We start from the raw sequence: 23524 nt of genomic DNA, 5'->3' as shown, positions 1-23524 counted from the left end.
GGTTAGCAATCGACACAAGTATGACGCCGCGCAGACTGGTCGGTTATTGCGGGCTACGTTTTCCGTACGGCCGTAGATCAAGGCCTATCTGTCTCAGTGATAGTTTGATTACTCGTAAAGGCGTTCGCCGTCCGGGCTAAAGAAATAGGCCTTATCGGCGTCGAAGCCGAGTGACAGGGACTGCCCCTCTGCAATGTCATGCTGACCGAACAGGCGCGCAGTAATTTGTTGGCCACCGAAATTGGCAATTACGTTTGTATCTCCGCCAAGCTTTTCAACGTGGCTGACATCAACCTTTAACGCGCCATCGTCCGCCAGATACAGATCCTCGGGCCGCACACCCATTGTCCGATCATCGCCTTCTGCTACCTGACCCGCCGGGAAGAAATTCATTGCCGGAGAGCCCAGGAATCCCGCGACAAACTGGTTCGCCGGGTTGTTATACAGCTCCATCGGGCTACCGATCTGTTCGACCCGTCCGTCGCGCAGAACGACGATTTTGTCGGCCAGTGTCATCGCTTCGGTCTGGTCATGGGTTACATAGATCATCGACGTCCCAAGCTGCGCATGCAGGCCGGCTATCTCGATCCGTGTGTTCATGCGCAGGGCTGCGTCGAGGTTTGACAGGGGTTCGTCGAACAGGAAGATTTTCGGCTGGCGCACGATGGCGCGTCCGATGGCGACACGCTGGCGCTGACCACCCGAGAGTTCAGATGGGAGGCGGTCCAGATACTCTTCCAGATTCAGCATCCGGCTGGCTTCGGCCACGCGGGCGTCGATCACATCCTTGGGCTGCTTTTCTTGTTTCAGCGCCAGCGACATGTTCTTGCGCACGTTCAGGTGCGGATAAAGCGCGTAGCTTTGGAACACCATCGCGATGCCGCGCTTGGACGGCGGGGTCATGTTGACCACATCGTCCCCGATGCGGATCTCGCCCGAGCTGGCGTCTTCCAGCCCCGCGATCACGCGCAGAAGGGTGGATTTACCGCAACCGGATGGGCCAACGAAGACAACGAATTCGCCTTCTTCGATTTCGATATTGATGTCTTTCAGTACATGAACTTTCCCGAAGGATTTGTTCACATTGGTCAGGGTCAGCGCCGTCATGACGTCACCTCCATCAGGTTTACGGGTTGTCCAGAACGGACGCTTTCGTCGGCTGCCAGGCAAATGGCTAGCGACTGAACGGCGTCCTGCATATGTCGGGTAAGGTCGATATCTTCACGGATCGCGCGCAGCATATAGGCTTGCTCGGCGTCGCAGAGCTCTTGATGGCCGGGCTCATCCGGCAGGTCGATCAAGGTGTCGCCATCGGGGCGATGGACCAGCAATCCACCAACCTTGGTATGGCCGTCCACATCGGAAGACCCGGCTTTGTCGGCTTCTGTGATTGACACCGACCCAGCGGGTGAGATCACGTCTTTCACGAAAAACGCTGTCTCGGACATCATGGGACCCCAGCCAGCTTCGTACCAGCCGACGGAATCGTCGTCGAAGGTGACCTGAAACTGGCCGTAATTGTACATGTCGGGCGCGATTTCGTCCGACAGGCGCAAGCCCATCGCGTTCACGCGCACGGGTTTGGCATCCGTGATCTGGCACCAGACATCCACATAATGCACGCCGCAATCAACGATCGGCGCCGTGGTTTGCATCAGTGCCTTGTGGGTCTCCCACTCGGCACCTTCGCTTTGCTGGTTCAGGTTCATACGGAACACGTAGGGTCCACCTAGGGCGCGGGCCTCAGAAATCAGGCGCACCCAGCTGGGGTGGTGGCGCAGGATATATCCTACGACCAGCTTCCGACCCAGCCGGGTCGCCGTATCCACCACCCGGCGCGCATCTTCGGCCGTCGTTGCCAAGGGCTTTTCGACGAAGACATGTGCACCGGCTTCCATCGCGGCCACAGCGAAGTTGGCGTGGCTGTCAGAATAGGTGGCGATGACCACGAGGTCGGGGTGAGTGGTGGCAAGGGCCTCGTGGAAATCGGTGAAGACGGGGTAGGGGGCCAGATCGGGGGCGTCCACCTTACCTGACCGATTGACCAGCCCAACAATCTCGGCGTCCGGATGATGGTGATGTGCCAACGCGTGGCTCATCCCCATATTGCCCAAACCTGCGATCAGAACACGGGTCATTTCACAGCTCCCGAGGTGATGCCGCGGATCAGCTGACGCGAGAAGATGACATAGAGCACCAGAACCGGCAGGATTGCCATCGACAGGGCGGACAGGACCGCATTCCAGTCGGTTACGAACTGACCGATAAAGACTTGGCTGCCCAAGGTAAGTGTCTTGGTTTCTTCGGCCGGGGCCAGGATCAGCGGGAACCACAGGTCGTTCCAGATCGGGATCATGTTGAATACAGCGACCGTTGCCATCGCTGGGCGCACCAGCGGCAGCACCAGTTTAAAGAAGATCGTGTATTCCGACAGCCCGTCGATCCGGCCTGCGTTTTTCAGGTCGTCCGACACCTGCCGCATGAACTCGGACAGGATGAAGACGGCTAGCGGCAGACCTTGTGCGGTATAAACAAGGATCAGTGCCCAGAGCGAGTTGACCAGTCCGGTTGCCACCATCATTTCAAGAATGGCCACGGTGCCGATGCGGATCGGGATCATGATGCCAAGGGCAAGGTACAGCCCCATCAGCGTGTTGCCCTTGAAGCGGTATTCACTCAGCGCGAAGGCCGCCATGGCGCCGAACAGCAGCACGAAGAACAAGGACGCCACGGTCACGATCATCGAGTTCTGGAAGTAGAGGAAGAAATCCCCCTGCTTCATCACCGTCTGATAGCCGATCATCGAAAAACTGTCTGCATCCGGCATCGCCAAAGGCTCGCGGAAGATGGCTTTGCGCGTCTTGAAGCTGTTGATCAGGATCACGAAGACCGGGAACAGAGCAATCAGCGTGTAAAGGATCAGCGCGCCATGCATTGCGGCTGTATTAAGCGGGTTTGTGCGGGCCTGATTCATGGTCCTAACTCCTTACAGCTGATACCGGCGCATCCGGGTTTGGATGCCGAATAGATAGATGCAGACACCCACCAGGATGATCGCGAACATGGCGCCAGCGATGGCAGATCCCATATGGGGGTCGCCCAGTTGCAGCTGGAAGCCAAAGAAAGTCCGGTACATGAAGGTACCCAGAATATCGGTCGAGAAATCTGGCCCCGCCAGCGCGCCTTGGGCGGCATAGATCAGGTCGAACGCGTTGAAGTTGCCGACAAAAGTCAGGATCGAGATAATGCCAATCGACGGCAGGATCAGGGGAAGTTTGATCTTCCAGAATGCGGACATACCGGTGATCCCGTCGATCTCGCCTGCTTCCAGAACCTCTTCGGGGATCGACAGAAGGGCGGCGTAGATCAGCATCATCGGGATGCCGACGAACTGCCAGACCGAGATCAGCGCAAGCGTGGTCAATGCGTATTCTTCTTTGCCCAACCAGGGCGCAAACAGGGATTTCAGACCCACTGCATCCAGCATGCCGGGTGCAATGCCCCAGATGGGCGACAGGATCAGTTTCCAGGCGAAGCCAACAATCACGAAGCTGAGGATTGTCGGGATGAAAATGGCCGACCGATACAGAGCGGCGAAGCGCAGCCGGGGATGGCTGAGGATCGCGGCCAGAGCGATGCCGATCGGGTTTTGAACCAGCATATGGATCAGGAAGAACCAGAAGTTGTTGCCCAGTGCATTCCAAAACTGTTCCGACCAGAAAGGATCTCCGAACAGAGTCTGGAAGTTCTGAAGCCCGACATAGACGCGCTCTTGATCAACCTTGCTGAACAAGGACAGACGCAGCGTGTTGAAAAGCGGGAAGATCATCACCGCCGTATAGACAAGCACCGCAGGTGCAAGGAACACGGCAATATGCCAACGGATACGAGGCTTTTGCATGGGAAACTCCGGGTGTGTGCCCGGACGCCATCAAAGCGTCCGGGTCGTTTGCAACAGAGGGAGGTTACTGCTGCGGTGCGTACCAGCTAGCCAGACCGTTCTGCAGCTTTTGGCCCAGCTCTTCAGGCGTCGAGGTGCCTTTGATAGCAGCGACCGACGCGCCCCAGGTATCGTTCTCAAGGTTCGGCGTGCCACGCGACAGGATCTGATAGGTCGAGCGGATGGTGCTTTCGCACTCGCCGCGCCAGCCTACGATCTCTTTTGCCAGCGGATCTTCCAGTTCAACAGGTGTGCTGGACAGCGGGAAGAAGCCGGGCAGAGCGTTGCCGAAGATCGACGCGAACTCGGGGCTGGCGACCCAAGACAGGAAGGTCTTGGCAGCTTCCGGGTTGGCAGTCTTGGCGTTCATGCCGATGCCGATATCGGTGTGGTCCGAGATATAGCAGGTGTCGCCCGCGTTCTGGACTGGCGGCTTGAAGGCGCCCATTTCGAAATCAACCAAGGCGTTGAAGCCCGAGATTTCCCACGAACCAGCCGGATAGACCGCAGCGCGGCCCAGCGTGAACAGGTTTTGGCTGTCCGGATAGGTCTGGGCTTCGTAGCCGTCGCCCAGATAGCCGCCCCATTTGGCCAGCGTCGCATAGGGGGCTACCCATTGCGGGTCGGTCAGCTTCTGTTCGCCTTTGATTAGCGCCAGACGACCCTCTTCACCCTTCCAATAGTTCGGACCGATGTTGTTATAGCCCATAGTCGCGGCTTCCCACTGGTCGTTGGTGCCCATCGCCATCGGGATATAGCTGCCGTCTTCCTTGATGGTGTCGAGCGCGGCAAAGAACTCGGCTTCGGTGGTCGGAACCTCGATGCCCAGCTCGGCAAACGCGTCCTTGTTGTAGATGAAGCCGTGGATCACCGATGCCATCGGCACACAGAAGCTGGCCGAGCCATCATCCGTCTGCCATGCGGATTTCGCCACGTCCGAGAAGTTGCCCATGGCTTCCATGTCGTCCAGATCAGCCAAGTGACCGGCATCGAAAAGTGCAAGCGAGGCGTCGAACGGGCGGCAGGTGATCAGGTCGCCAGCAGATCCGGCGTCCAGTTTCGAATTCAGCACCGCGTTGTATTCTGCAGGGGCCGAAGGGGTGAACTTCACCTTGATGCCGGGATGCTCGGCTTCAAAGGCCGGGATGATTTTGTCCTGCCACAGGGTCAGGTCGTCGTTGCGCCAGCTTTCGATGGTCAGCGTGACGTCCTCGGCATAGGCGCTTGTCGCGACCAATGCGGTGCCAGCCAGTGCCAGCGAGATAATTTTGCGTTTCATTTTTTCCTCCCAGAAGTTTGATTTATTCGTTCTTGAGTTTCTCCAACACGGGACGAAGGTGTCCCTTGCTGGCATTTAAAAGCGCGGTCGCCTTGGTCAGGCTCTCGACGCCGGATGCGATCAGAATGGCGGGTTTTACGGCGCCATCTGCTTGTGACAGGGCGTCTTCGGCCGCGGCGTCCTCCACACCTGCGATCTTCGCAACAATACCGCGGGCTCGGCTAAGTAATTTGGTGTTGTCAGCGGTCAGATTGACCATCATCCCGTCATGCACATGCCCCAACTGCACGGCCATCAATGTCGACAGCATGTTCAGGGCAATCTTCTGCGCAGTGCCCGCACCCATCCGGGTCGAGCCGGAAAGGAGTTCGGGCGGGGTGGCCAGAAGGACGGGGTGGTCGCTAAGGCGTAGAAGCTCGGCCCCGGCATTGTTGGCGATACCGATCACTGTGGCTCCGGCCGCACTTGCGATCCGAGCCGCTTCATTTGTGTAAGGGGTCGAGCCACTGGCCGAGACGGCAATCACGGTGTCCTGCGGTCCGATATTCGAAAGGCTCTCGCGAATTTGGTCGGTTTCGTCCTCGGTGCCTCCGGGCATTTCTGCCCCGGTTGGCAATCCGCCAGCCATATGAATGCGTATCTGAGCGGCCGGGATCGAGAACGTGCCGCCCAGCTCCATTGCGTCGGCGGCAGCCATCAGGCCCGAGGATCCGGCGGCAACATAATGCAATACCGCATTCTGGGTAATGCTTTGGGCCATGGCCTGACTGGCGCTTGCAATTTGACCGGAGGCCGCATCCACGCAGGAAGCCGCACGACCTTGCCCCTGTGACAAAAGCAGTGCGATCTCGGCCAGAGGGCGGCAATCAAGCCCCTCTGCCTTCTCGTGCAATTGTTCTGTGACACGTTGCGACACGCGATTCCCTCCCTGGATTGTCAAATAACATACCTTTTAAATACCATTTGTCTACCATTTTGTTTTTGGTCTTGGTTTTGGGGTGGATTTGCCCGGAAACTAGGTGCTTGGGCTGTTTTTGGTCTTTTAAAATAGAGATAGGTATTATAAAGGTATCACATGAATCATTCACTCACACACACATCCAAGTCCGTGGTTGCGGTTGATGGCGGCGGAACGCGCTGTCGTCTTGCCTTGCGCAAGGGGGGCGCTGACACGGTGGTCGAGCTGGGGTCTGCCAATGTCACCACAGATTTCGACGCCGCGATTTCCGAGATCTCGCGCGGGTTGGAGTTGTTGGGCGCGCGTGTGGGGATTGAAATGGATGAGTTGATCAGCCTGCCGGCCTATGTAGGTCTGGCAGGAGTTGCGGGGTCATCTGTCGCCAATAACGTCGCTGAAGCCCTGCCATTTACACATATACGCGTCGAAGATGATCGCCCGTCCGCTTTGGTTGGCGCATTAGGTGCGCGTGATGGCGTGGTGGCGCATTGCGGCACCGGATCGTTCTTGGCAGCCCAGATCAATGGAGATCGGAGATTTGCCGGGGGCTGGGGGCCAGTTCTGGGTGATCCGGCATCCGCACAATGGGTTGGGCGACGTGGTCTGACGCTGGCGCTGGACGCCGTGGATGGGATTTGTGCGCACACTGCCTATTCCCAACATGTTCTGGATAAGCTGTCCGGCGCAGCGGGTGTCGTGCAGTTCGCTTCGACGGCCCGCCCGGCGGATTTCGGCGCGTTGGCCCCGGCAATCACTGAATATGCCGCAAAGGGTGATGCCCTTGCGCGGCAGGTCGTGCAGGAAGCCGCCAACAGCATCGCGGAATTGCTCCCGATCTTGGGGTGGAGGCCCGGTATGGCCATCTGCCTGACCGGCGGGATCGCGCCCCAGTACGCGTCCTATCTGCCCGATGAGATGCAGCGCTGCGTAACCGCCCCGGCGGGGGAACCCCTGAGCGGGGCACTGTCCTTGGCCCAAACCTTCAGCGAGGAGATTGCACATGAACATCTCTGATTTTCTGGATCCTCAGGAATGGCTGGGGCGCCGCTCGGGTCCGCGTTACGTGCAGTTGCGTCGTCGGATTGAAGAAGCGATCGAGAAGGGCATTTTGCCGCCGGACAGCTCTCTGCCGCCCGAGCGCGAGGTCGCTGAGATTACCGAATTGTCCCGCGTCACGGTGCGCAAAGCCATTCAAGAGCTGGTAAAGCTCGGAGTGGTCGAGCAGCGTCAGGGATCGGGGACGTTCGTTCGTGCGCCTGTCGCGCGGGTCGAACAATCGCTGTCTCATCTGACGTCCTTCACCGAGGATATGAAGCGTCGGGGCCTCGAAACCACCTCGCGCTGGTTGGAACGCGGTGTCTTCATCCCGTCACCGGAAGAGGTTCTGACGCTGGGCCTTGCCACTGGCGATTCCGTTGCCCGCATCTATCGTCTGCGCGAGGCTGGCGGTCAGCCAATGGCGCTGGAACGTGCGTCGCTTCCGCTGGATATTCTGCCCAACCCCATCGAGGTTTCCCGCTCGCTTTATGAGGTGCTCGAACAATCCGGCAACCGCCCGGTGCGCGCGGTACAGAAAATCTCGGCGGTGAATCTAGAGCCCGATGATGCCGAACTTCTTGGCGTGGCTGAAGGCACCGCAGGACTGAGCATCCAACGTATTTCCTATCTGGACAGCGGCCGCGTGGCCGAGCTGACCAAATCCGTCTATCGTGGTGACGCCTATGACTTTGTGGCTGAACTGCGCCTTTCAACGTGACCTGACAAACATGAAGGCTGCCTGACATGTCCCAAGACACGACAACGCGCATGCGACGCGAAATCAATGAAATCCCTGACGCTGTTGAACGGCTTCTGACCGAAGGGCGTGCGGGTGTTTTGGCAACCGCTGCCGATATCCGGGAACGTGATCCGCGGTTCCTTCTGTCGGTAGCCCGCGGCTCGTCTGACCATGCTGCCACCTATCTGAAATATGCCAGCGAGTTGTTGCTTGGGCTGCCGATGGCATCCGTTGGGCCATCGATCAAGTCGATCTACGGCGTGGACGTTGCGGGTGAGGGATCACTTTGCATTTCCGTGTCGCAATCCGGTCAAAGCCCCGACATCGTGCGGCTGACCGAAGCGTTTGCCAAGACGGGCGCCTATACAGTGGCCATCACCAATGATGCGACGTCGCCCTTGTCGCAGGCGACCAGTGCCACCTTGCCGATCCATGCCGGCCCCGAGCTGAGCGTTGCGGCCACCAAGACCTTTGTGACCTCGCTTGTCGCGGGACTTTGGCTGCTGGCACAGCTGAAAGAGGATGCCGAGCTGATCGCAGCAATTCATGCACTGCCCAAACATTTGCAGAAGGCAACCGAATGCGACTGGTCCCCGGTCGCAGACGCCATCGTCGGTTCTGGCGACTGCCAGTCGCTGTTCACACTCGGGCGTGGGCCCAGCTGGGCGATCTCGAACGAGGCTGCTTTGAAATTCAAGGAAACCTGTCAGATCCACGCCGAAAGCTATTCCTCGGCCGAGGTGCTGCATGGTCCTGTGTCCATTGTCGAACCGGGCTTCCCTGTGATTGCCTTTGCGGCCCGTGATGCGGCCGAAGACAGCATTGCCAGCGTGGCCGATGCGCTGGCCGAGAAGGGCGCGCTGGCCTATACGACGTCCGACAAAGCCAAGGTGGCACACCATCTGCCCCATGTCTGCACCGATCACTGGATCACGGATCCCGTAGCCTCGATTGTGTCGTTCTATGGCATGGTGGAAACGGTCGCCGCCCGGCGTGGGGTCAATCCGGATACGCCGCGCCATCTGAAAAAAGTGACGGAAACGGTATGACCCAGGGCTCGGCAACATATCGCGGCGGACGGATTTTCGACGGGACGCGGCTGATTGACGGCCACGCGATCAGTTTCGAAGATGGTCAGCGCGTGGCGTTTGGGCTCGATGCGGATGTGCCTGACTTGGGCGCGGTTATTGACCTTGGCGGAGATATTCTGAGCCCCGGCTACGTGGATCTGCAGGTTAATGGCGGGGACGGGATCATGCTGGGGGATGATCCGTCGGTCGACACCCTTGCGCGGATCGCACGCGCCCATCGCGCCCTTGGCGTAACGCAGCTGTTGCCGACCCTAATCACCGACACACCCGAGATCACCCGCGCCACGATTGCCGCCACGATTGATGCCATCCGCGAAGGCGTGCCGGGTATTGCCGGGTTGCACCTTGAAGGCCCGCATCTGTCGGTTGCCCGTAAAGGGGCCCATGACGCGGCCCTGATCCGCCCCATGCAGGATGATGATCTGGACGAGTTGCTGGCCGCCGCTGCTGCTCTGCCTTGCCTGAAAGTCACCATTGCACCCGAGAATGTCACCGAGGCGCAGGTCACCGCGATGGCACAGGCTGGTATCCTTGTGTCGCTGGGCCACACGGATGCGGATTACGACACGTGCCGACGCTACATGTCCGCAGGCGCGCGCTGTGTCACCCACCTGTTCAACGCGATGAGCCAACTGGGCAATCGCGAACCGGGGCTTGTCGGTGCGGCCCTTGGGTGCGGTGAGGTGTCAACCGGGCTTATTGCAGATGCGGTGCATGTCCATCCGGAGGCAATCCGTACTGCGTGGGCTGCCAAGGCCGAACCGGGACGAGTTTTTCTGGTCAGCGATGCGATGGCAGTCGCAGGGTCAGACAAGACAGAGTTCACGCTAAAAGACCGCACCATCCACCGTCGAAATGGGCGACTGACGCTTGTGGATGGCACATTGGCCGGGGCGGATCTGGATTTGACCACTGCCATCAGGGTGATGGTTGAGCGTGCCGGGCTGCCACTCGAGGCCGTGCTTGGTGCGGCAACGACTGTGCCCTCGCAATTGCTCAACGCGGGCTTGGTCACGCCGACCGATCCAAACTGCCGCGCATCAGATTTGATCCGCATTGCGCGCGATTTGCGTGGCGTGTCTATCTTGAGATGAAGAAGGCTGCGGTCGGACTTCTGATAGATGCTAAATCAGAAGAGCTTATGGCTCTTTTAGGAGCGAAAATCGACCCTGCTTAAAGCTCCTACTCGCAAAATGGGATCAAGTGGTGAAACAGTAGCTATGTCCGTGGTCAAAGGGATGCAGGAGCTGTGTGGCTTTGTCAGTCTGTTCCGCAGAGAGGCTTCTGAGTGTCGCAGCTAGGCGCATTTCGGATGCGCCTAGCGACAGTTTTGGATCCGATGCCGGTGCTGCGAACATGTGAGTTTCTCGTCCGCACTGAAGGTGGTGGTGGTCCAGTATTTGCTTTGACTTTGCCACCTTTGGTAGTGCCTTTCTGAGGTGAGAAAAATTATTATTGTGCACGCTAACAATTTTTCCTAGTGTCCCAGCAGTGCAACGCCGGACGATGGCGGAGCGACATCTGCAAGTCTGCAAGAAATGCGGCAAACACTTAGACGGGGCGAACCTTGTTCAACAAACAAATATCCCTCGATATCAAAGAGTGCTTCTTTGCCGAATTTTGTGGTCAAAACAAACAAATACAACAGCTTGCAGACAACACTTACTGACAGCGAGGTCATTATGAAAAAATCTTCAGCAATCTTGGCGGTTGCGGCGCTTGTATCATCAACCGCCATGGTCAACGCCGAAACCCTGAAATGGGCACGGGCGGGCGACGCTCTGACGTTGGATCCGCATTCGCAGAACGAAGGCCCCAGCCACACCATGCGTCACCAGATGTATGAGCCGCTGATCATCCGTGACACCAGCGGCGCGTTCGTGCCGACTCTGGCAACGGACTGGGCCCCCAGCGCTGACAATCCCAACGTTTGGGTGTTCAACCTGCGCAAAGGCGTAAAGTTCCACGATGGCGCGGACTTCACCGCAGAAGACGTGGTGTTCAGCTTTGAGCGTGCGAAGCAGCCGAACTCGGATATGAAAGAACTGATTGGTTCGATCACCGCAGTGCGTGCAGTCGACGACCACACGGTCGAGATCGAGACCAGCGGTCCGAACCCGATCCTGCCGTCGAACCTGACCAACCTGTTCATGATGGACAAGGGCTGGACCGAAGCGAACAACACCGTCAACGTGCAAGACTTCGAGGGTGGCGAGATCACCTTTGCGACCACCAACGTGAACGGCACCGGCGCCTATCGCCTGGTCAGCCGCGAGCCCGACGTGAAAACCGTCATGGTGCGCAACGAAGAGTACTGGGGTCGCAATGACTTCCCGATGGAAGTCAGCGAAATCATCTATACTCCGATCCAGAATGCCGCGACCCGTGTTGCAGCCCTTCTGTCGGGCGAGGTGAACTTCCTTCAGGACATGCCGGTACAGGATTTGGCCCGTGTGGACAGCGCCGATGGTCTGATGGTCAAGCAGGCTCCGCAGAACCGCGTGATCTTCTTTGGTATGAACCAAGGCGCAGATGACATCGAAGCCGACAACGTCGAAGGCAAGAACCCGCTGGCAGACGTGCGCGTGCGTAAAGCGATGTCCATGGCGATCAACCGCGACGCCATCCGTCAGGTTGTTATGCGTGGCCAATCGCAGCCCGCAGGCATGATTGCACCGCCCTTCGTAAATGGCTGGACGGCAGCGATGGACGGCGAAAGCTCCACCGATCTGGAAGGCGCCAAGGCTCTGATGGCTGAAGCTGGCTATGGCGATGGGTTCTCGATCCGTCTGGACTGCCCGAACGACCGCTACATCAACGACGAAGCGATCTGTCAGGCTGCAGTTGGTATGCTGGGTCAAATTGGTATCACGGTGAACCTGGATGCCATTCCGAAGGCACAGCACTTCCCGAAGATCACCGACAGCAAGACCGACTTCTACATGCTGGGCTGGGGTGTTCCGACCTACGATTCCGAGTACATCTTCAACTTCCTGGTTCACGGTCGTGAAAGCGATATCGGCACCTGGAACGGTACCGGCTTCAACAACGCCGACCTGAACGCGACGATCAAGTCGCTGGCCTCGAACACCGATCTGGACGCTCGTAATGCGGACATCGCCAGCATCTGGCGCGTTGTTCAGGACGAACAGCTGTATATCCCGATCCACCACCAGGTGCTGAACTGGGGTATGGGCGAAAACGTTGGCATCGAGGTTGATCCCGAAGATCAGCCGCGCGTCAAGTTCTTCACCATGAAGTAAGAGATCTGGGCCGCCCTCTTGATGCGGGCGGCCCATTTCAGCCGGGCAGGGCCCCCCTTGCCCTGGCACCCTTTCGTGACCCGTCAATTCAACGCGCGATGCCCGCGCGTGCTGGCACAAGAAAGCCTCTGCGATGCTGCCATTCATCTTAAAACGCGTGTTCCAGTCTATTCTGGTTCTGGTCATCACCGGCGCAATTGCGTTTTCCATGTTCACCTTCGTGGGTGACCCGATTGACAACATGCTCGGTCAAGAGCGCACGATGGAAGACGTCGAGCGTCTTCGTGCGCAATTGGGCCTCGATAAGCCGATTCCCGTGCAGTACTTCAAATTCCTGAACGAAGCGGCCCAGGGCAATTTTGGCGTCAGTTACCGTCAAGGTCGCGAAGTGTCCGAGATTATCATGGAGCGCGCACCCGCCACGCTTGAGCTGGCCGCTCTGTCCGCGATTTTTGCCATTGTGATGGGGATTGCGCTAGGTGTGTTCACCGCCATTCGCCGCGACGGCTTCGCCGCCCATTTCATCATGTCCGCATCGCTGATCGGGGTGTCCCTGCCGACCTTCCTGATCGGGATCCTGCTGATCTATATGTTCTCGGTTGAACTGGGCTGGCTGCCGAGTTTTGGCCGCGGTGAAGTAGTCGAGATTGGCGGATGGACCACCGGCTTCCTGACGGAATCTGGCCGCAAGGCGCTGATCTTGCCTGCGATTACGCTGGGGCTGTATCAAATGACGCTCATCATGCGTCTGGTGCGTTCCGAAATGCTCGAGGTGCTGCGCCAAGACTATATCCGATTTGCCCGCGCTCGCGGTCTGAGCGAGCGCGTGATCAACTTCCGCCATGCGCTTAAGAACACCATGGTCCCGGTCATCACCGTGATCGGTCTGCAATTGGGCGCGATCATCGCCTTTGCGATCATCACCGAGACCGTCTTTCAGTGGCCCGGCCTTGGGCTCTTGTTCATCAATGCAATCCAGTTCGTCGATATTCCGGTCATGGCCGCATATCTGATGATGATTTCGGTGATGTTTGTCGTGATCAACCTGCTGGTTGATATCCTCTATGCCTTCATCGATCCACGTCTAAGGGTGAGTGCCAAGTGACCGATCAACCCATCTCTCCGCAAAAAGAGGCGCCCTCTGCGACGCCATCCCGGATGCGTCGCGCGCTAGATAGCGACTTCTATTATGCCTTCCGTCATTCGCCCGTTGCGATGGTGTCGGCAGTCGTATCGATCGTGCTGATCCTGTCAGCCGTGTTCGCACCGCTTATCGCACCCTACAACCCATTCGACCCCACGTCGTTGAACCTGATGAACGGGTTCACACCGCCGACAGAACCCAACGCCTTCACCGGCGAGACCTTCCTGATGGGCACCGATGACCAAGGGCGGGACGTGTTCTCGACCATCCTTTACGGCATGCGAATTTCGCTGTTCGTAGGTTTCGCCGCAGTGCTGTTCGCCGTGGTTCTGGGGATCCTTCTGGGACTCATCGCAGGATATTTCGGCGGCTGGGTCGACAGCTTCATCATGCGTGCTGCCGACGTTCAGCTGACCTTCCCGTCGATCCTTGTTGCGATGCTGATCTTCGGTATTGCCAAGGGGATCACCCCGGTTGAACACCGCGACCAGATGGCGATTTGGGTGCTGATCCTTGCCATTGGCCTAAGTGACTGGGTGCAGTTTGCGCGCGTCGTGCGCGGTGCCACGCTTGTGGAAAAGAACAAGGACTATGTGTCAGCAGCTCGCCTGATCGGACGCCGCCCGTCCGCCATCATGCTGCGGCATATCTTGCCCAACATCCTGTCGCCGGTTCTGGTGATTGCCACCATCTCGTTGGCGCTGGCGATCATCGCCGAGGCGACGCTGAGTTTCCTTGGCGTGGGCGCGCCGCCCACGCAACCCTCGCTGGGGACGCTGATCCGCATCGGCCAAGGTTACCTGTTCTCGGGCGAATGGTGGATCCTGTTCTTCCCGGCCTGCACCCTGCTGGCCCTTGCGCTGAGTGTAAACATGCTGGGCGACTGGCTGCGTGATGTATTGAACCCGAGGCTGAAATGACCGAACCCGTACTCTCCATCCGCAACCTAACGGTTGAAATCCCCACCCGCCGCGGGCTGTTCAAACCCGTTCAGAATGTCAGCTATGACATCTTCCCCGGCGAAATTCGTGGCGTGGTCGGCGAAAGTGGTGCTGGCAAGTCGATGACGGGCAATGCTGTCATCGGGCTGCTCGACGATCCCGCGCGCGTTGCGTCGGGTGAGATCTGGCTGAAGGGGCGTCGCATCGACAACCTGAGCCGCGAGGAAAAACGCGCCATTCGTGGGCGCGAGATTGGCATGATCTTTCAGGATCCCCTGACTTCGCTCAACCCGCTGTTTACCATCGGGGAACAGCTGGTCGAAACCATTCAACTGCACCTGAAGGTCTCTGCCGCCGAGGCGAAAGAGCGTGCGCTTGCACTGTTGGATCGCGTGTCGATCCCGGACCCAAAGACGCGCTTTGACCAGTATCCGCACCAGTTTTCGGGCGGGATGCGCCAGCGCGTCGTGATCGCGCTTGCGCTGTGCTCGGAACCTTCGGTCATCGTGGCAGACGAGCCAACGACAGCGCTGGATGTGTCCATTCAGGCGCAGGTGCTGGACCTGATCAAAGAGCTTGCTACGGAAACACAGGTGGGTGTGATCCTCGTGACGCACGACATGGGAGTCATTGCCGACACGACCGAGCAGGTCACCGTCATGTATTCTGGCGAAGTCGTGGAAAACGGTCCGACCGATAAAGTGCTAAGTGCGCCCGAACATGAATATACCAAATCGCTGATCTCGGCCGTACCGCGTCCGCAGGTCAAGCTGCACCGCTTCCCGCAGGTCAGCTATGGCGGCCGTGAAACCACCTTCAAGATCGAAGATCTTGCCCGTAACTGGCACAAGCCAGAGCCGTCCAAGTCCGGCAAACTGGTCGAGGTCAACGGCATCACCAAGAAGTTCCTTGAAAAGTCCGCCATTCTGCCATCGCAGCGCACCTATTTCACCGCCGTGGATAACGTGTCCTTCGACATCAAGGATGGCGAGGTGTTCGGCCTTGTCGGAGAAAGCGGATCGGGCAAGTCCACGGTCGCGCGCATGATCGGCACGCTGTTGTCGGTTGACGGTGGCCACGTCAAATTCGACGGCGATGATGTGACCGAAATGTCCGCACAAGGCATTGCGAACTATCGCAAGCAGATCCAAATGATTTTTCAGGATCCGTTTTCCAGCCTGAACCCACGCATGAAGGTGGAAAGCATCGTGGCCGAGCCGCTGTTGCATCACAAGATCTTGCCGCCGGATCAGATTAGCGCGCGGGTGCATGAACTTCTGGACCGCGTCGGCTTGACGCGTGCGGCAGCCTCGAAGTATCCGCACGAGTTTTCCGGCGGTCAGCGACAGCGAATTTCGATCGCGCGTGCTTTGGCAACGCAGCCGCGTTTCCTGATCTGCGACGAACCTACCAGTGCGTTGGACGTGTCTATTCAGGCGCAAATCCTGAACATCCTCAAGGATCTGCAAGAGCATCTGGGCCTGACCATGCTGTTCATCAGTCACGACCTTCCGGTGGTGCGCCAGATGTGTGACCGCGTGGGTGTGATGAAGCAGGGCCAGCTGATCGAGGTGCAGGACGCCGAAACGCTCTTCGCTAAACCCGAGCAGGAATATACCGCCCAATTGCTCGATCTTATGCCCCGATTGGCACAGTTGTCGGGCTGACGGGTGCGGCGCTCTTGCATACCCTCAGCCTCCTGCGTAGGCCTTGGCTTTACCAAGCGTAAAGGGGGGTAGCATTTTGGCGTCAGATCAACTCGAACGGGCCAAGCTGGGAAACTTGATCCGCAAGTGCCGTAAGAAGCGCATGCTGACCCTGAAAGAGCTGTGCGACAAGGCCGGTCTGTCGGTTGGCTATTTGTCACAGGTCGAACGGGGCAACGCCACACCCTCGCTTGGGACATTGGCACAGATTGCGCGGGCGCTGGATCTGGGGCTGGACTATTTTGTGACCCGACCCAAACCGGGGGACGCGGTGTCCTATGCCGACCAGAGGCGCAAGTTCTCACTCTCGGAAAGCAGCGTGACGTACGAGGCGCTGAGTGCAGAGTTTCCTGGCCATGAACTGTCGGCCTTTATCATGCATTGCCCTCCGGGATTTCAGTCCGAGACCTTCCAGCACGAAGGCGAGGAATTCATCTACATCCTAAGCGGTTCGATCGAGAAGAACTTGGATGGCGAGACCTTCACCCTGAACGAGGGTGACAGCCTGCATTACAACGGTATGACGCCGCATTCATGGAAGACATTGGGCGATACACCCGCGCGCATGCTGTGGACCGGAACGTTGGTTGTCTTGCAAGGGGCACAGAAAAGCCGGTTGCCCGGGCATCGCGGCTGACCCCACCCCGATAGAGCACCACCGAGGAGAAGTTCTATGTCTGATCTGGCAGTAAACAGGCTGGCGCGACTTCGCGACCGCATGGCCAACACCAACACGGATCTGGTCGCCCTCGGACCGGGCAGCCATATGCAATGGCTACTGGGATTGAACCCGCATGGAGACGAACGTCCCGTTATGGCGATTGTAACGGTGGACCATGTTGGCGTGCTGATGCCCCTTCTGAACGCCGAGGCCTCGCGCGCTCAATGTGCGGATGTGCCGTTTTACGAATGGAGCGACGCAGACGGCCCGCAGGGTGCCCTTACGCAGCTTTTGACCGACGCAAACGCCCTTCGTTCGGGTCTGAATGTTGTGCTGGACGAGATGATGCGCACGGATTTCTCGTTCTTGCTTCTGGACCAACTCGACGCGCCTACGCACCGTTTCACGCTGGACACGGTTGGTTTCCTGCGCGCCGAGAAAGACGCCGAAGAACGCGCGCTGTTGCGGGACAGCGCCTTGTTGAACGATGCCGCATTTGAGCGGGCGTTTAGTGCCCTGCGCACCGGCATGACCGAGCGTGATGTGCGCGATATCATTGTAAATCACTACAAGGAAAACGGGGCTCAGGCGGCCTTTTGCATTGTCGCCTTTGGCAAGAACAGCGCCTATCCACACCATCACACCAGCGCCGATACATTGCAGCCCGACATGGCGGTGCTGATTGATGCCGGGTGCCGCCTGCAGGGGTATCCGTCGGATATGACCCGCTGTGCTTGGTACGGTGACACGCCGAGTGTTCGTTTCAATGAGATTGCGGGCATCGTTGAACAAGCGGCGAAGTCCGCGGAAACTGCCGCCATGCCCGGCACCTTGTGTAGCGATGTCGACAAAGCCGCCCGCACGGTGATCGAAAACGCAGGCTACGGGCCGGAGTACCTGCACCGCACAGGTCATGGTCTGGGCGTAGACGTGCACGAACCGCCGTATATCGCCTCGAACTATCCAGAACCCTTGCGGGTTGGGAACGTGTTCTCGATCGAGCCGGGGATTTACCTGAATGACGAGTTTGGTATCCGGCTAGAAGACGTCGCATTCCTGCATCAAGACGGAGTCGAGATCCTGTCCGAGATGCCACGCACCGTGCGTCTGTTGCCGGTCAAAGACTGCAACGGGATCGCGTGAGAATTTGTGCGACGGCACGTATACCAGACGTCCGCAGATGCCTATAGCGCATGGCCCTAGTTCACCTTCACGCTCTTCTAAAAGACAAGCATCCCCAGAATGGCCGCGATAAGTACGGCCCAGATTTCACCCTTTTTCAGGTACATCAGCATGACGCAGGACAGTGCGAAAATCGCCGCTGGCGCAAGCAGGCTCGACGCTTCATTCGCGATCCCGATGAGAAGAGACAGCGCAGCCGAGATGATCATCCCGAAGACCGCTGTCCGAATGCCGGATTGTGCGTCTTTGAAACGTGCAAGGTGACTGATGCGTTCAAGTTGCCGTGCGGCCAAAATGATCAATGCTGCCGGAGGCATGAAGATCGCAACCGTCGCAACCACTGCCCCCGCCAAACCTGCAACTTTATACCCGATGAATGTCGCGCTGATCAGAATGGGGCCAGGCGTGATCTGACCCAACGCAATGCTGGCCGCGAAATCCTCGAGGGACAGCCAGCCATGGGCGTTTACCACGGCCTCTTGGATCATCGGAATAAAGATATACCCGCCCCCGAAAAGCAGCAGGCTCATGCCGGAAAACACCGAAAATAGCTGCACAAGGATTGATGTGACACTCGACTGTGGAAGGAACAGGAACAAGCCGATACACAGCGCCAAGAACAAAGATGCGACACGCGACCCGATGCCAAATGTTGGATGTTGGCGTGTTTTAGGGGCGGTAGCATCCGTGCGGGTCGACCGATGCCGCAGGATGCCTACGACAGCAGCGACCGCGAAAATGCAGACAACAATCCAGATGCCACCGACGGCCAAAAGCAGGACGGCGGCACCCACTGCCATTGCAATGTCGATTGGCCCTTGTAGGGCCTTCTCGCGCATCTTCCAGCCGGCGTTCAGAATAATCGCGGCGATCGCGGGCAGAACGCCTGCCAACGCCTTATCCGCGACAACCATTGTTCCCCAAGACAGGTAAAGGGCTGCGAAACCCACCATCAAGAAGAACGACGGAAGGATCACCGCGGCAGCGCACACCGCGCCCCCCAGCGGGCCGCGGATCTTGTCGCCGACATAGGCGACGACATTCACCGCGACAGGCCCCGGAAGCAGCATCGCCAAGGCGACACCATCCATGAGGTCGTCATCATCAATCAGGCGGTGCTTCCCGACGACCTCGGATCGAACAACCGAGATTAGCGCCATGTAGCCGCCCCACGAGATACACCCAATTTTGAAGAAAATTAGAAATAATTGGGTGAGTGAGATTTCCCCGGCGTAGGTGCTGATAGATTTATGCGACATGGCGGTTGATGTTGTTGCTGGCGAGACGTTCTTTGATCTCTTGCATCACTGACGCCTGAGCCTTTCGTTTCTGCAGGTCTTCAGGCTTTGCATTTTCCAATGCCTGCGCTTTTAGGCGCTGGTTCTCGTCGTCGAAACCGCTTACCAGTGGATACCCCATCTTGTACAGCATATCGCCTGCGACGGCTTCGAACACGGCGATGTCTGACGCGCTCATCTCGCGCATGAACTTGTTGGTATTCTGCGCCATGACCGGCTTCTGCACATTGGACCACATCTGCCCGGCCACCGACGTGCTTGCCGCTTCGCGGGATTTATGGAACTCAAGCATGTCAGGATAGAACTGGATGTTCATGAAATCGCACAGTCGACGCAGCTCGGATTCTGGTTGCGTAATCAAGTCGGAATACGCGACCGAAATGAACCGGTCGGCCGGAAGTTTCCGCCCAAGATCCAACGCCTTTTCCTGTTCATCACGCCATTGCTTCGCGATGTGATAGAATGATTTTTCGCCTACGATCGCCTTACGGAACGACAAAGCGGAATCCCGTCCATCGCGATGTAGGTGGATGAACTTGGCACGGTCACCGCCAAAGCGGTCGATCTCATCCGCGAAATGCACATTGGCAAGGGATTTGCACACCCAGTCCGTTGCCATGTTGTGTCGTGCCAGCTGATTGTGGATTTCGAAATACACGGCGACGAGCGAACTCTCTGAGCAAGCTTGCTCCAAGGCTGCGCGATCAACCTGGCCAAGTTTCCAACTGACCGGGTTGGTCTCGACCAGCAGGCAAACATCATCAACCAAGCGCGCAAACGCCTGTGGAACCTGCAAGTCGCCATATTCAGCCAGCAACGGCCAAAGTCTTTCCAATATGTGTGGCGGGTGGGGGGCAACAAGCTCGGGTGATTGATTCAACATAATACGCAGTAGGTTCGAACCAGACCTTTGGGTTCCAATCATAAAATATGGCATCTGCAGCGCTCCGTTTTAGACCACCTTCTCTGTTGCGTCACAGTGCGGTGGCAGCTTCGATGCTCAACTAAAGGGTGTAAATTGTTTACGTTTCGTTAATGCAGATGAAAGTTTCATTAACCATGGAGGCCTGCTCTCAGCGCGGTATGAAGTCGGAAAAAACATCTATGTAGTGAAAATATTAAGTAATCCGTCCCAAACTTGCTGCGCGACCACACAAATGCATCGGCAGAGTTGTGGGTCGAAGTCCGCGACGTTCAAAGAGGGGCAGACATGATCAGAATTAGGCTACGCACAACTATTGGTGGTGTTATTGGTGTGATTGCGGCGTTGTGGCTGAACGCTTCGTCACTTTCCGCGCAGACCTATACTTTTGGCATCGTTCCGCAATTCGAAGCCCGAAAGCTTGCTCGAATTTGGGATCCGATCATTGCCGAAATCGAAAAGCGCACGGGTTATGATTTCGAGATTGTGGGCTCGCCACGGATCCCAGAATTTGAAACCAGTTTCATGAATGGTGAGTTCGATTTCGCCTATATGAATCCCTATCACGCGATTATCGCCGCCCAAATGCAGGGGTATCAGCCGATCATTCGGGATGGGGGGCGTGAATTGTTCGGTGTTCTGGTGGTGCGCGATGATAGCTCCTATCAATCGGTTGAAGACCTTGAAGGGCAAACCATCGCGTTCCCTGCGCCCAATGCGCTTGGCGCATCACTGCTGATCCGTTCCGACTTGTCCAACCAACACAGTGTTGACTTTTCACCGATGTACGTATCGACGCATGGGTCTGCATATCTGAATGTTATACTGAATCAAGCTGCGGCAGCTGGTGGAGTGATGGCTACATTTCGGTCACAGCCGATTGAAATATCCGAACAACTGCGCGTTCTCTACAAAACCACCCGCGTTCCGCCGCACCCAATTGTCGCTCATCCACGTGTTCCGGAGCACGTTCAAAAACAGGTCATGCAGGCCTTTCTGGACCTCTGGAAAACTGGATATGGTCGTGAGTTGCTTGAACGCGTTCCGATCCGCGAGGTGATCGAGGCAAGTCTTGATGATTACACCGAGTTGCAAGGAATGGGGTTGGATGCATTCTTTGTTAAATGACTCACCACTTGTGGCGTCTGCCAAAGCCTCTATCGTCTCGGCTTTGGCGGGTGCGCGCTGCAAGCTGCGCAGCCGCTTCGTGGCCTTGTTGGCCTGCATGATGTGTGTGTGTGTGCTTGGGTTGTCATTTATCTGGGAGCCGCGCCTGACAAGAGAGATGACTGCTTCTCAGGTGCGGAACTTGGACCAGAACGTTGAGATTTTATCAGACGCACTTATCCCTTTTTTGCTACAAAATCAGATCGGCGCAGTTTTCGAGACTCTGAGCAGCATGCAGGGCCGTTACCAGAATTGGGAAACCGTTGTTCTTACAACGCCTGATGGCGCGCAGCTTTATCCCCTGTCTGCGGTGGTCCCGGTCGCCAAGCCCGACATAATTCAAACATCACGGGCCATCTTGTTTGAGGGAAAACAGCTTGCAGCGCTTTCTGTTCGGGTCGACATCTCGGATGATCTCGGACAAATCCGCCGACAGGTTCGATACCTTACAGTCTTGATTGCCGTCTTTTTCCTTGGTGCGCTCCTTGTCGTTGGTGTGCTTCTGGAACGGTGGGTTGTTAAACGCGCAGCCCTGCTGGCTTCGGCAGCACAACAATTGGCGCGTGGCAACTATGAGGCGAAGATGCCGCCCAGCTCAAACGATGAAATTGGTGATCTGACCAACAGCTTTTCGACGATGCGGGCGACCATCAAAGAGAACGAGCAAAATCTGATCGCATCTCGTGACGAAGCTCAGGCAGCGGCCGAGGCCAAATCACGTTTTCTGGCCACCATGAGCCACGAAATCCGCACACCTTTGAACGGGGTGATTCCGATTGCTGAATTACTGCTGGAACAAGATCTTCCGAAAGAGCAGGCTCAGCTTATTGAAACGATACAGGAATCTGGAAAAGCGCTTAAATCTATCATCGATGACATTCTGGACATCACGAAGATGGACGAAGGGAAATTCGTGCTCCACCGTGATGAGTTTTCGCTCAATAGCTTGGTTCAGAGCGTCATTGGAATTTTCCGGGTTTCCGCGCAAAATAAGGGGATTTCACTTGATTTTTCGGTGCCGGAAACTTGCCCTAAAATGGTCATGGGCGATGCAAACAGGCTGCGTCAAGTTCTGATAAACCTTGTCGGGAATGCTATCAAATTCACTTCAGAAGGTGGTGTTACTTTGCGTGTGACTGCGCTTGCTGTTGCCACGCCACGGACCTGTACCGTCTGTTTCGAGGTGTCCGATACCGGAATCGGGATCTCGGAGCAGGATCAGACGCATGTCTTCGAGCGGTTTGTTCAAGTGGATAATCGCAGTAACCGCGAATACCAAGGCACGGGTCTGGGGCTGTCTATCTGTAATATGCTGGTCGCAGAGATGGGGGGCAAACTGTCGGTAGACAGTCGTGAAGGCGAAGGCAGCCGATTCTATTTTTCATTGCCGTTCAACACTGTTGAAGTTGAAGGCGAAATCCAAGCAGACCTTGAGCTTGACCCTAAAGTTGCGTCTTCCCATCACCATACACCCGCAAAACCATCCAGTGTTTTGGTGGTAGATGACAGTAAAACAAATCTAAAGATCGCTAAAGTCATCCTCCGGTCTCTTAAGCACAGGGTAACAACTGCAGAAAGTGGTGAAATCGCTATCGATCTGATACAGGAAAAACAGTTTGATCTGGTGTTGATGGACGTCAACATGCCCGGCATTGATGGGCTGGAAACAACACGGCGTATCCGGAAGAGGGCACCGCACATGAGCCACCCCCCCATAATCGGTTTGAGCGCGAGCGCCTTTGCTGACGATATCGAAAACTGTCTAGAAGCCGGAATGAATGGCTTTCTGGCCAAGCCGCTGTCGAAAGCCGAGTTGGCCACGACTTTGTCAGAACATCTAGCTCACGCATGCAGCGTGTGACTGTCCATCAACCGGTTTTGTTTGGGTTCGGTTCCGGCCGTGCAAGCTCAATGCCGTCGCCACGCGATTACTCCTGTGCGGTATAGTGACCATGCGGGAAGCCCTGAAATTGCTTAGGGTGATACAGCGCCTTTCTTAAGTTCCAAAACAGAACCTTCCGATTGATGGTGCCATTAGGTCAATTTTACCTTGATCTGCCAGGGGGCGCATGACCCCTGCGAATTGGCCTTCGTCTACATCTTATGGACAGGAATAACCGAGTGGGATCTGCGCCATTTTTCGTTGCTAGCGCTGACAGAGAGCAAACGGGTTGTGGATAACGTGACGAGGCGTT

Annotated in this window: 21 protein-coding genes; 12 read left to right on the top strand and 9 right to left on the bottom strand. The window is 57.1% G+C overall.

Annotated elements, in window-relative coordinates:
• Window positions 1-108 precede the first annotated feature (108 nt).
• From G0Q00_RS10470 to G0Q00_RS10445, 6 genes are all read right to left on the bottom strand, one after another.
• Window positions 109-1107, bottom strand: a complete 999-nt coding sequence (locus G0Q00_RS10470) for an ABC transporter ATP-binding protein (protein WP_163039077.1) — start codon at window positions 1105-1107, stop codon at window positions 109-111.
• Complete coding sequence (locus G0Q00_RS10465) at window positions 1104-2138, bottom strand: Gfo/Idh/MocA family protein (protein ID WP_163039075.1); 1035 nt, start codon at window positions 2136-2138, stop codon at window positions 1104-1106. Before G0Q00_RS10465 ends, G0Q00_RS10470 begins: the two co-directional genes overlap by 4 nt.
• Window positions 2135-2974 carry a carbohydrate ABC transporter permease gene (locus tag G0Q00_RS10460; RefSeq protein ID WP_163039073.1) on the bottom strand — a complete coding sequence of 280 codons (840 nt, stop codon included), beginning with the start codon at window positions 2972-2974 and terminating at the stop codon, window positions 2135-2137. Before G0Q00_RS10460 ends, G0Q00_RS10465 begins: the two co-directional genes overlap by 4 nt.
• A 12-nt stretch (window positions 2975-2986) precedes the next feature.
• Window positions 2987-3901, bottom strand: coding sequence for a carbohydrate ABC transporter permease (locus tag G0Q00_RS10455; protein WP_163039072.1), 915 nt, complete (start codon window positions 3899-3901; stop codon window positions 2987-2989).
• A gap of 64 nt (window positions 3902-3965) precedes the next feature.
• Window positions 3966-5219 carry an ABC transporter substrate-binding protein gene (locus tag G0Q00_RS10450; protein WP_163039070.1) on the bottom strand — a complete coding sequence of 418 codons (1254 nt, stop codon included), beginning with the start codon at window positions 5217-5219 and terminating at the stop codon, window positions 3966-3968.
• Between the two features lie 22 nt (window positions 5220-5241).
• Complete coding sequence (locus G0Q00_RS10445) at window positions 5242-6135, bottom strand: N-acetylmuramic acid 6-phosphate etherase (protein ID WP_163039068.1); 894 nt, start codon at window positions 6133-6135, stop codon at window positions 5242-5244.
• A 159-nt stretch (window positions 6136-6294) separates the two neighbouring features.
• Here G0Q00_RS10445 and G0Q00_RS10440 point away from each other — a divergent pair, with 159 nt between their 5' ends.
• From G0Q00_RS10440 to nagA, 4 genes are read left to right on the top strand one after another with little or no spacing between them, the layout of a single operon-like run.
• Complete coding sequence (locus G0Q00_RS10440) at window positions 6295-7191, top strand: BadF/BadG/BcrA/BcrD ATPase family protein (protein WP_163039065.1); 897 nt, start codon at window positions 6295-6297, stop codon at window positions 7189-7191.
• Window positions 7178-7933, top strand: coding sequence for a GntR family transcriptional regulator (locus tag G0Q00_RS10435; protein ID WP_163039062.1), 756 nt, complete (start codon window positions 7178-7180; stop codon window positions 7931-7933). Before G0Q00_RS10440 ends, G0Q00_RS10435 begins: the two co-directional genes overlap by 14 nt.
• Before the next feature lie 50 nt (window positions 7934-7983).
• Entirely contained in the window at window positions 7984-9003 is a 1020-nt protein-coding gene (locus G0Q00_RS10430; RefSeq protein WP_239058417.1) for an SIS domain-containing protein, read from the top strand.
• Complete coding sequence (gene nagA, locus G0Q00_RS10425) at window positions 9000-10139, top strand: N-acetylglucosamine-6-phosphate deacetylase (protein ID WP_163039058.1); 1140 nt, start codon at window positions 9000-9002, stop codon at window positions 10137-10139. The genes G0Q00_RS10430 and nagA overlap by 4 nt, the downstream gene beginning before the upstream one ends.
• A 383-nt stretch (window positions 10140-10522) precedes the next feature.
• Here the strand turns inward: nagA and G0Q00_RS10420 are convergent, their stop codons facing one another.
• Window positions 10523-10783, bottom strand: a complete 261-nt coding sequence (locus G0Q00_RS10420; RefSeq protein WP_163038404.1) for a hypothetical protein — start codon at window positions 10781-10783, stop codon at window positions 10523-10525.
• On the opposite strand from G0Q00_RS10420, the gene G0Q00_RS10415 reads away from it, so the two are divergent.
• From G0Q00_RS10415 to G0Q00_RS10390, 6 genes are all read left to right on the top strand, one after another.
• Window positions 10728-12308 (top strand): ABC transporter substrate-binding protein, encoded by a 1581-nt coding sequence (locus G0Q00_RS10415; protein ID WP_163039056.1) that lies wholly within the window; start codon window positions 10728-10730, stop codon window positions 12306-12308. The genes G0Q00_RS10420 and G0Q00_RS10415 overlap by 56 nt on opposite strands.
• A gap of 133 nt (window positions 12309-12441) precedes the next feature.
• Complete coding sequence (locus tag G0Q00_RS10410; RefSeq protein ID WP_163039054.1) at window positions 12442-13413, top strand: ABC transporter permease; 972 nt, start codon at window positions 12442-12444, stop codon at window positions 13411-13413.
• A 53-nt stretch (window positions 13414-13466) separates the two neighbouring features.
• The gene (locus G0Q00_RS10405) at window positions 13467-14372 is read left to right on the top strand and encodes an ABC transporter permease (RefSeq protein WP_163040358.1); all 906 of its coding nucleotides are present in this window, start codon (window positions 13467-13469) and stop codon (window positions 14370-14372) included.
• Window positions 14369-16060, top strand: a complete 1692-nt coding sequence (locus G0Q00_RS10400; protein ID WP_163039052.1) for an ABC transporter ATP-binding protein — start codon at window positions 14369-14371, stop codon at window positions 16058-16060. Before G0Q00_RS10405 ends, G0Q00_RS10400 begins: the two co-directional genes overlap by 4 nt.
• Before the next feature lie 76 nt (window positions 16061-16136).
• Entirely contained in the window at window positions 16137-16736 is a 600-nt protein-coding gene (locus G0Q00_RS10395; RefSeq protein WP_239058416.1) for a helix-turn-helix domain-containing protein, read from the top strand.
• Window positions 16737-16772: 36 nt separating this feature from the next.
• Window positions 16773-17903: a Xaa-Pro peptidase family protein gene (locus G0Q00_RS10390; RefSeq protein WP_163039050.1), complete on the top strand. Its 1131-nt coding sequence runs from the start codon at window positions 16773-16775 to the stop codon at window positions 17901-17903.
• A 77-nt stretch (window positions 17904-17980) separates the two neighbouring features.
• On the opposite strand, the gene chrA is transcribed toward G0Q00_RS10390, so the two are convergent.
• Both chrA and G0Q00_RS10380 read right to left on the bottom strand, forming a co-directional pair.
• Window positions 17981-19201 (bottom strand): chromate efflux transporter, encoded by a 1221-nt coding sequence (gene chrA, locus G0Q00_RS10385; protein WP_255464816.1) that lies wholly within the window; start codon window positions 19199-19201, stop codon window positions 17981-17983.
• Window positions 19191-20165 carry a sulfotransferase gene (locus G0Q00_RS10380; protein WP_255464841.1) on the bottom strand — a complete coding sequence of 325 codons (975 nt, stop codon included), beginning with the start codon at window positions 20163-20165 and terminating at the stop codon, window positions 19191-19193. Before G0Q00_RS10380 ends, chrA begins: the two co-directional genes overlap by 11 nt.
• A gap of 285 nt (window positions 20166-20450) precedes the next feature.
• Here G0Q00_RS10380 and G0Q00_RS10375 point away from each other — a divergent pair, with 285 nt between their 5' ends.
• Both G0Q00_RS10375 and G0Q00_RS10370 read left to right on the top strand, forming a co-directional pair.
• Window positions 20451-21290, top strand: coding sequence for a phosphate/phosphite/phosphonate ABC transporter substrate-binding protein (locus G0Q00_RS10375; protein ID WP_163039044.1), 840 nt, complete (start codon window positions 20451-20453; stop codon window positions 21288-21290).
• Window positions 21271-23190, top strand: a complete 1920-nt coding sequence (locus tag G0Q00_RS10370) for an ATP-binding protein (RefSeq protein ID WP_163039042.1) — start codon at window positions 21271-21273, stop codon at window positions 23188-23190. The genes G0Q00_RS10375 and G0Q00_RS10370 overlap by 20 nt, the downstream gene beginning before the upstream one ends.
• Window positions 23191-23524: the final 334 nt, after the last annotated feature.

The sequence above is a fragment of the Aliiroseovarius sp. PrR006 genome (assembly GCF_010500215.1).
GTDB lineage: Bacteria > Pseudomonadota > Alphaproteobacteria > Rhodobacterales > Rhodobacteraceae > Aliiroseovarius.
The sequence above is the reverse complement of the archived record's forward strand: the minus strand, read 5'-3'. Positions and strand labels throughout refer to the sequence as shown.

Bases quoted from the DNA above. Each gene is read 5' to 3' on its own strand.
- G0Q00_RS10415 (WP_163039056.1), top strand. From the start codon at position 10,728: ATGAAAAAATCTTCAGCAATCTTGGCGGTTGCGGCGCTTGTATCATCA.
- G0Q00_RS10470 (WP_163039077.1), bottom strand. From the start codon at position 1,107: ATGACGGCGCTGACCCTGACCAATGTGAACAAATCCTTCGGGAAAGTT.
- G0Q00_RS10460 (WP_163039073.1), bottom strand. From the start codon at position 2,974: ATGAATCAGGCCCGCACAAACCCGCTTAATACAGCCGCAATGCATGGC.
- G0Q00_RS10405 (WP_163040358.1), top strand. From the start codon at position 13,467: ATGCGTCGCGCGCTAGATAGCGACTTCTATTATGCCTTCCGTCATTCG.
- G0Q00_RS10370 (WP_163039042.1), top strand. From the start codon at position 21,271: ATGCATTCTTTGTTAAATGACTCACCACTTGTGGCGTCTGCCAAAGCC.
- G0Q00_RS10430 (WP_239058417.1), top strand. From the start codon at position 7,984: ATGCGACGCGAAATCAATGAAATCCCTGACGCTGTTGAACGGCTTCTG.
- nagA (WP_163039058.1), top strand. From the start codon at position 9,000: ATGACCCAGGGCTCGGCAACATATCGCGGCGGACGGATTTTCGACGGG.
- G0Q00_RS10455 (WP_163039072.1), bottom strand. From the start codon at position 3,901: ATGCAAAAGCCTCGTATCCGTTGGCATATTGCCGTGTTCCTTGCACCT.
- G0Q00_RS10435 (WP_163039062.1), top strand. From the start codon at position 7,178: ATGAACATCTCTGATTTTCTGGATCCTCAGGAATGGCTGGGGCGCCGC.
- G0Q00_RS10440 (WP_163039065.1), top strand. From the start codon at position 6,295: ATGAATCATTCACTCACACACACATCCAAGTCCGTGGTTGCGGTTGAT.
- chrA (WP_255464816.1), bottom strand. From the start codon at position 19,201: ATGTCGCATAAATCTATCAGCACCTACGCCGGGGAAATCTCACTCACC.
- G0Q00_RS10410 (WP_163039054.1), top strand. From the start codon at position 12,442: ATGCTGCCATTCATCTTAAAACGCGTGTTCCAGTCTATTCTGGTTCTG.
- G0Q00_RS10465 (WP_163039075.1), bottom strand. From the start codon at position 2,138: ATGACCCGTGTTCTGATCGCAGGTTTGGGCAATATGGGGATGAGCCAC.
- G0Q00_RS10390 (WP_163039050.1), top strand. From the start codon at position 16,773: ATGTCTGATCTGGCAGTAAACAGGCTGGCGCGACTTCGCGACCGCATG.
- G0Q00_RS10450 (WP_163039070.1), bottom strand. From the start codon at position 5,219: ATGAAACGCAAAATTATCTCGCTGGCACTGGCTGGCACCGCATTGGTC.
- G0Q00_RS10420 (WP_163038404.1), bottom strand. From the start codon at position 10,783: ATGGCGGTTGATGATACAAGCGCCGCAACCGCCAAGATTGCTGAAGAT.
- G0Q00_RS10380 (WP_255464841.1), bottom strand. From the start codon at position 20,165: ATGATTGGAACCCAAAGGTCTGGTTCGAACCTACTGCGTATTATGTTG.
- G0Q00_RS10375 (WP_163039044.1), top strand. From the start codon at position 20,451: ATGATCAGAATTAGGCTACGCACAACTATTGGTGGTGTTATTGGTGTG.
- G0Q00_RS10400 (WP_163039052.1), top strand. From the start codon at position 14,369: ATGACCGAACCCGTACTCTCCATCCGCAACCTAACGGTTGAAATCCCC.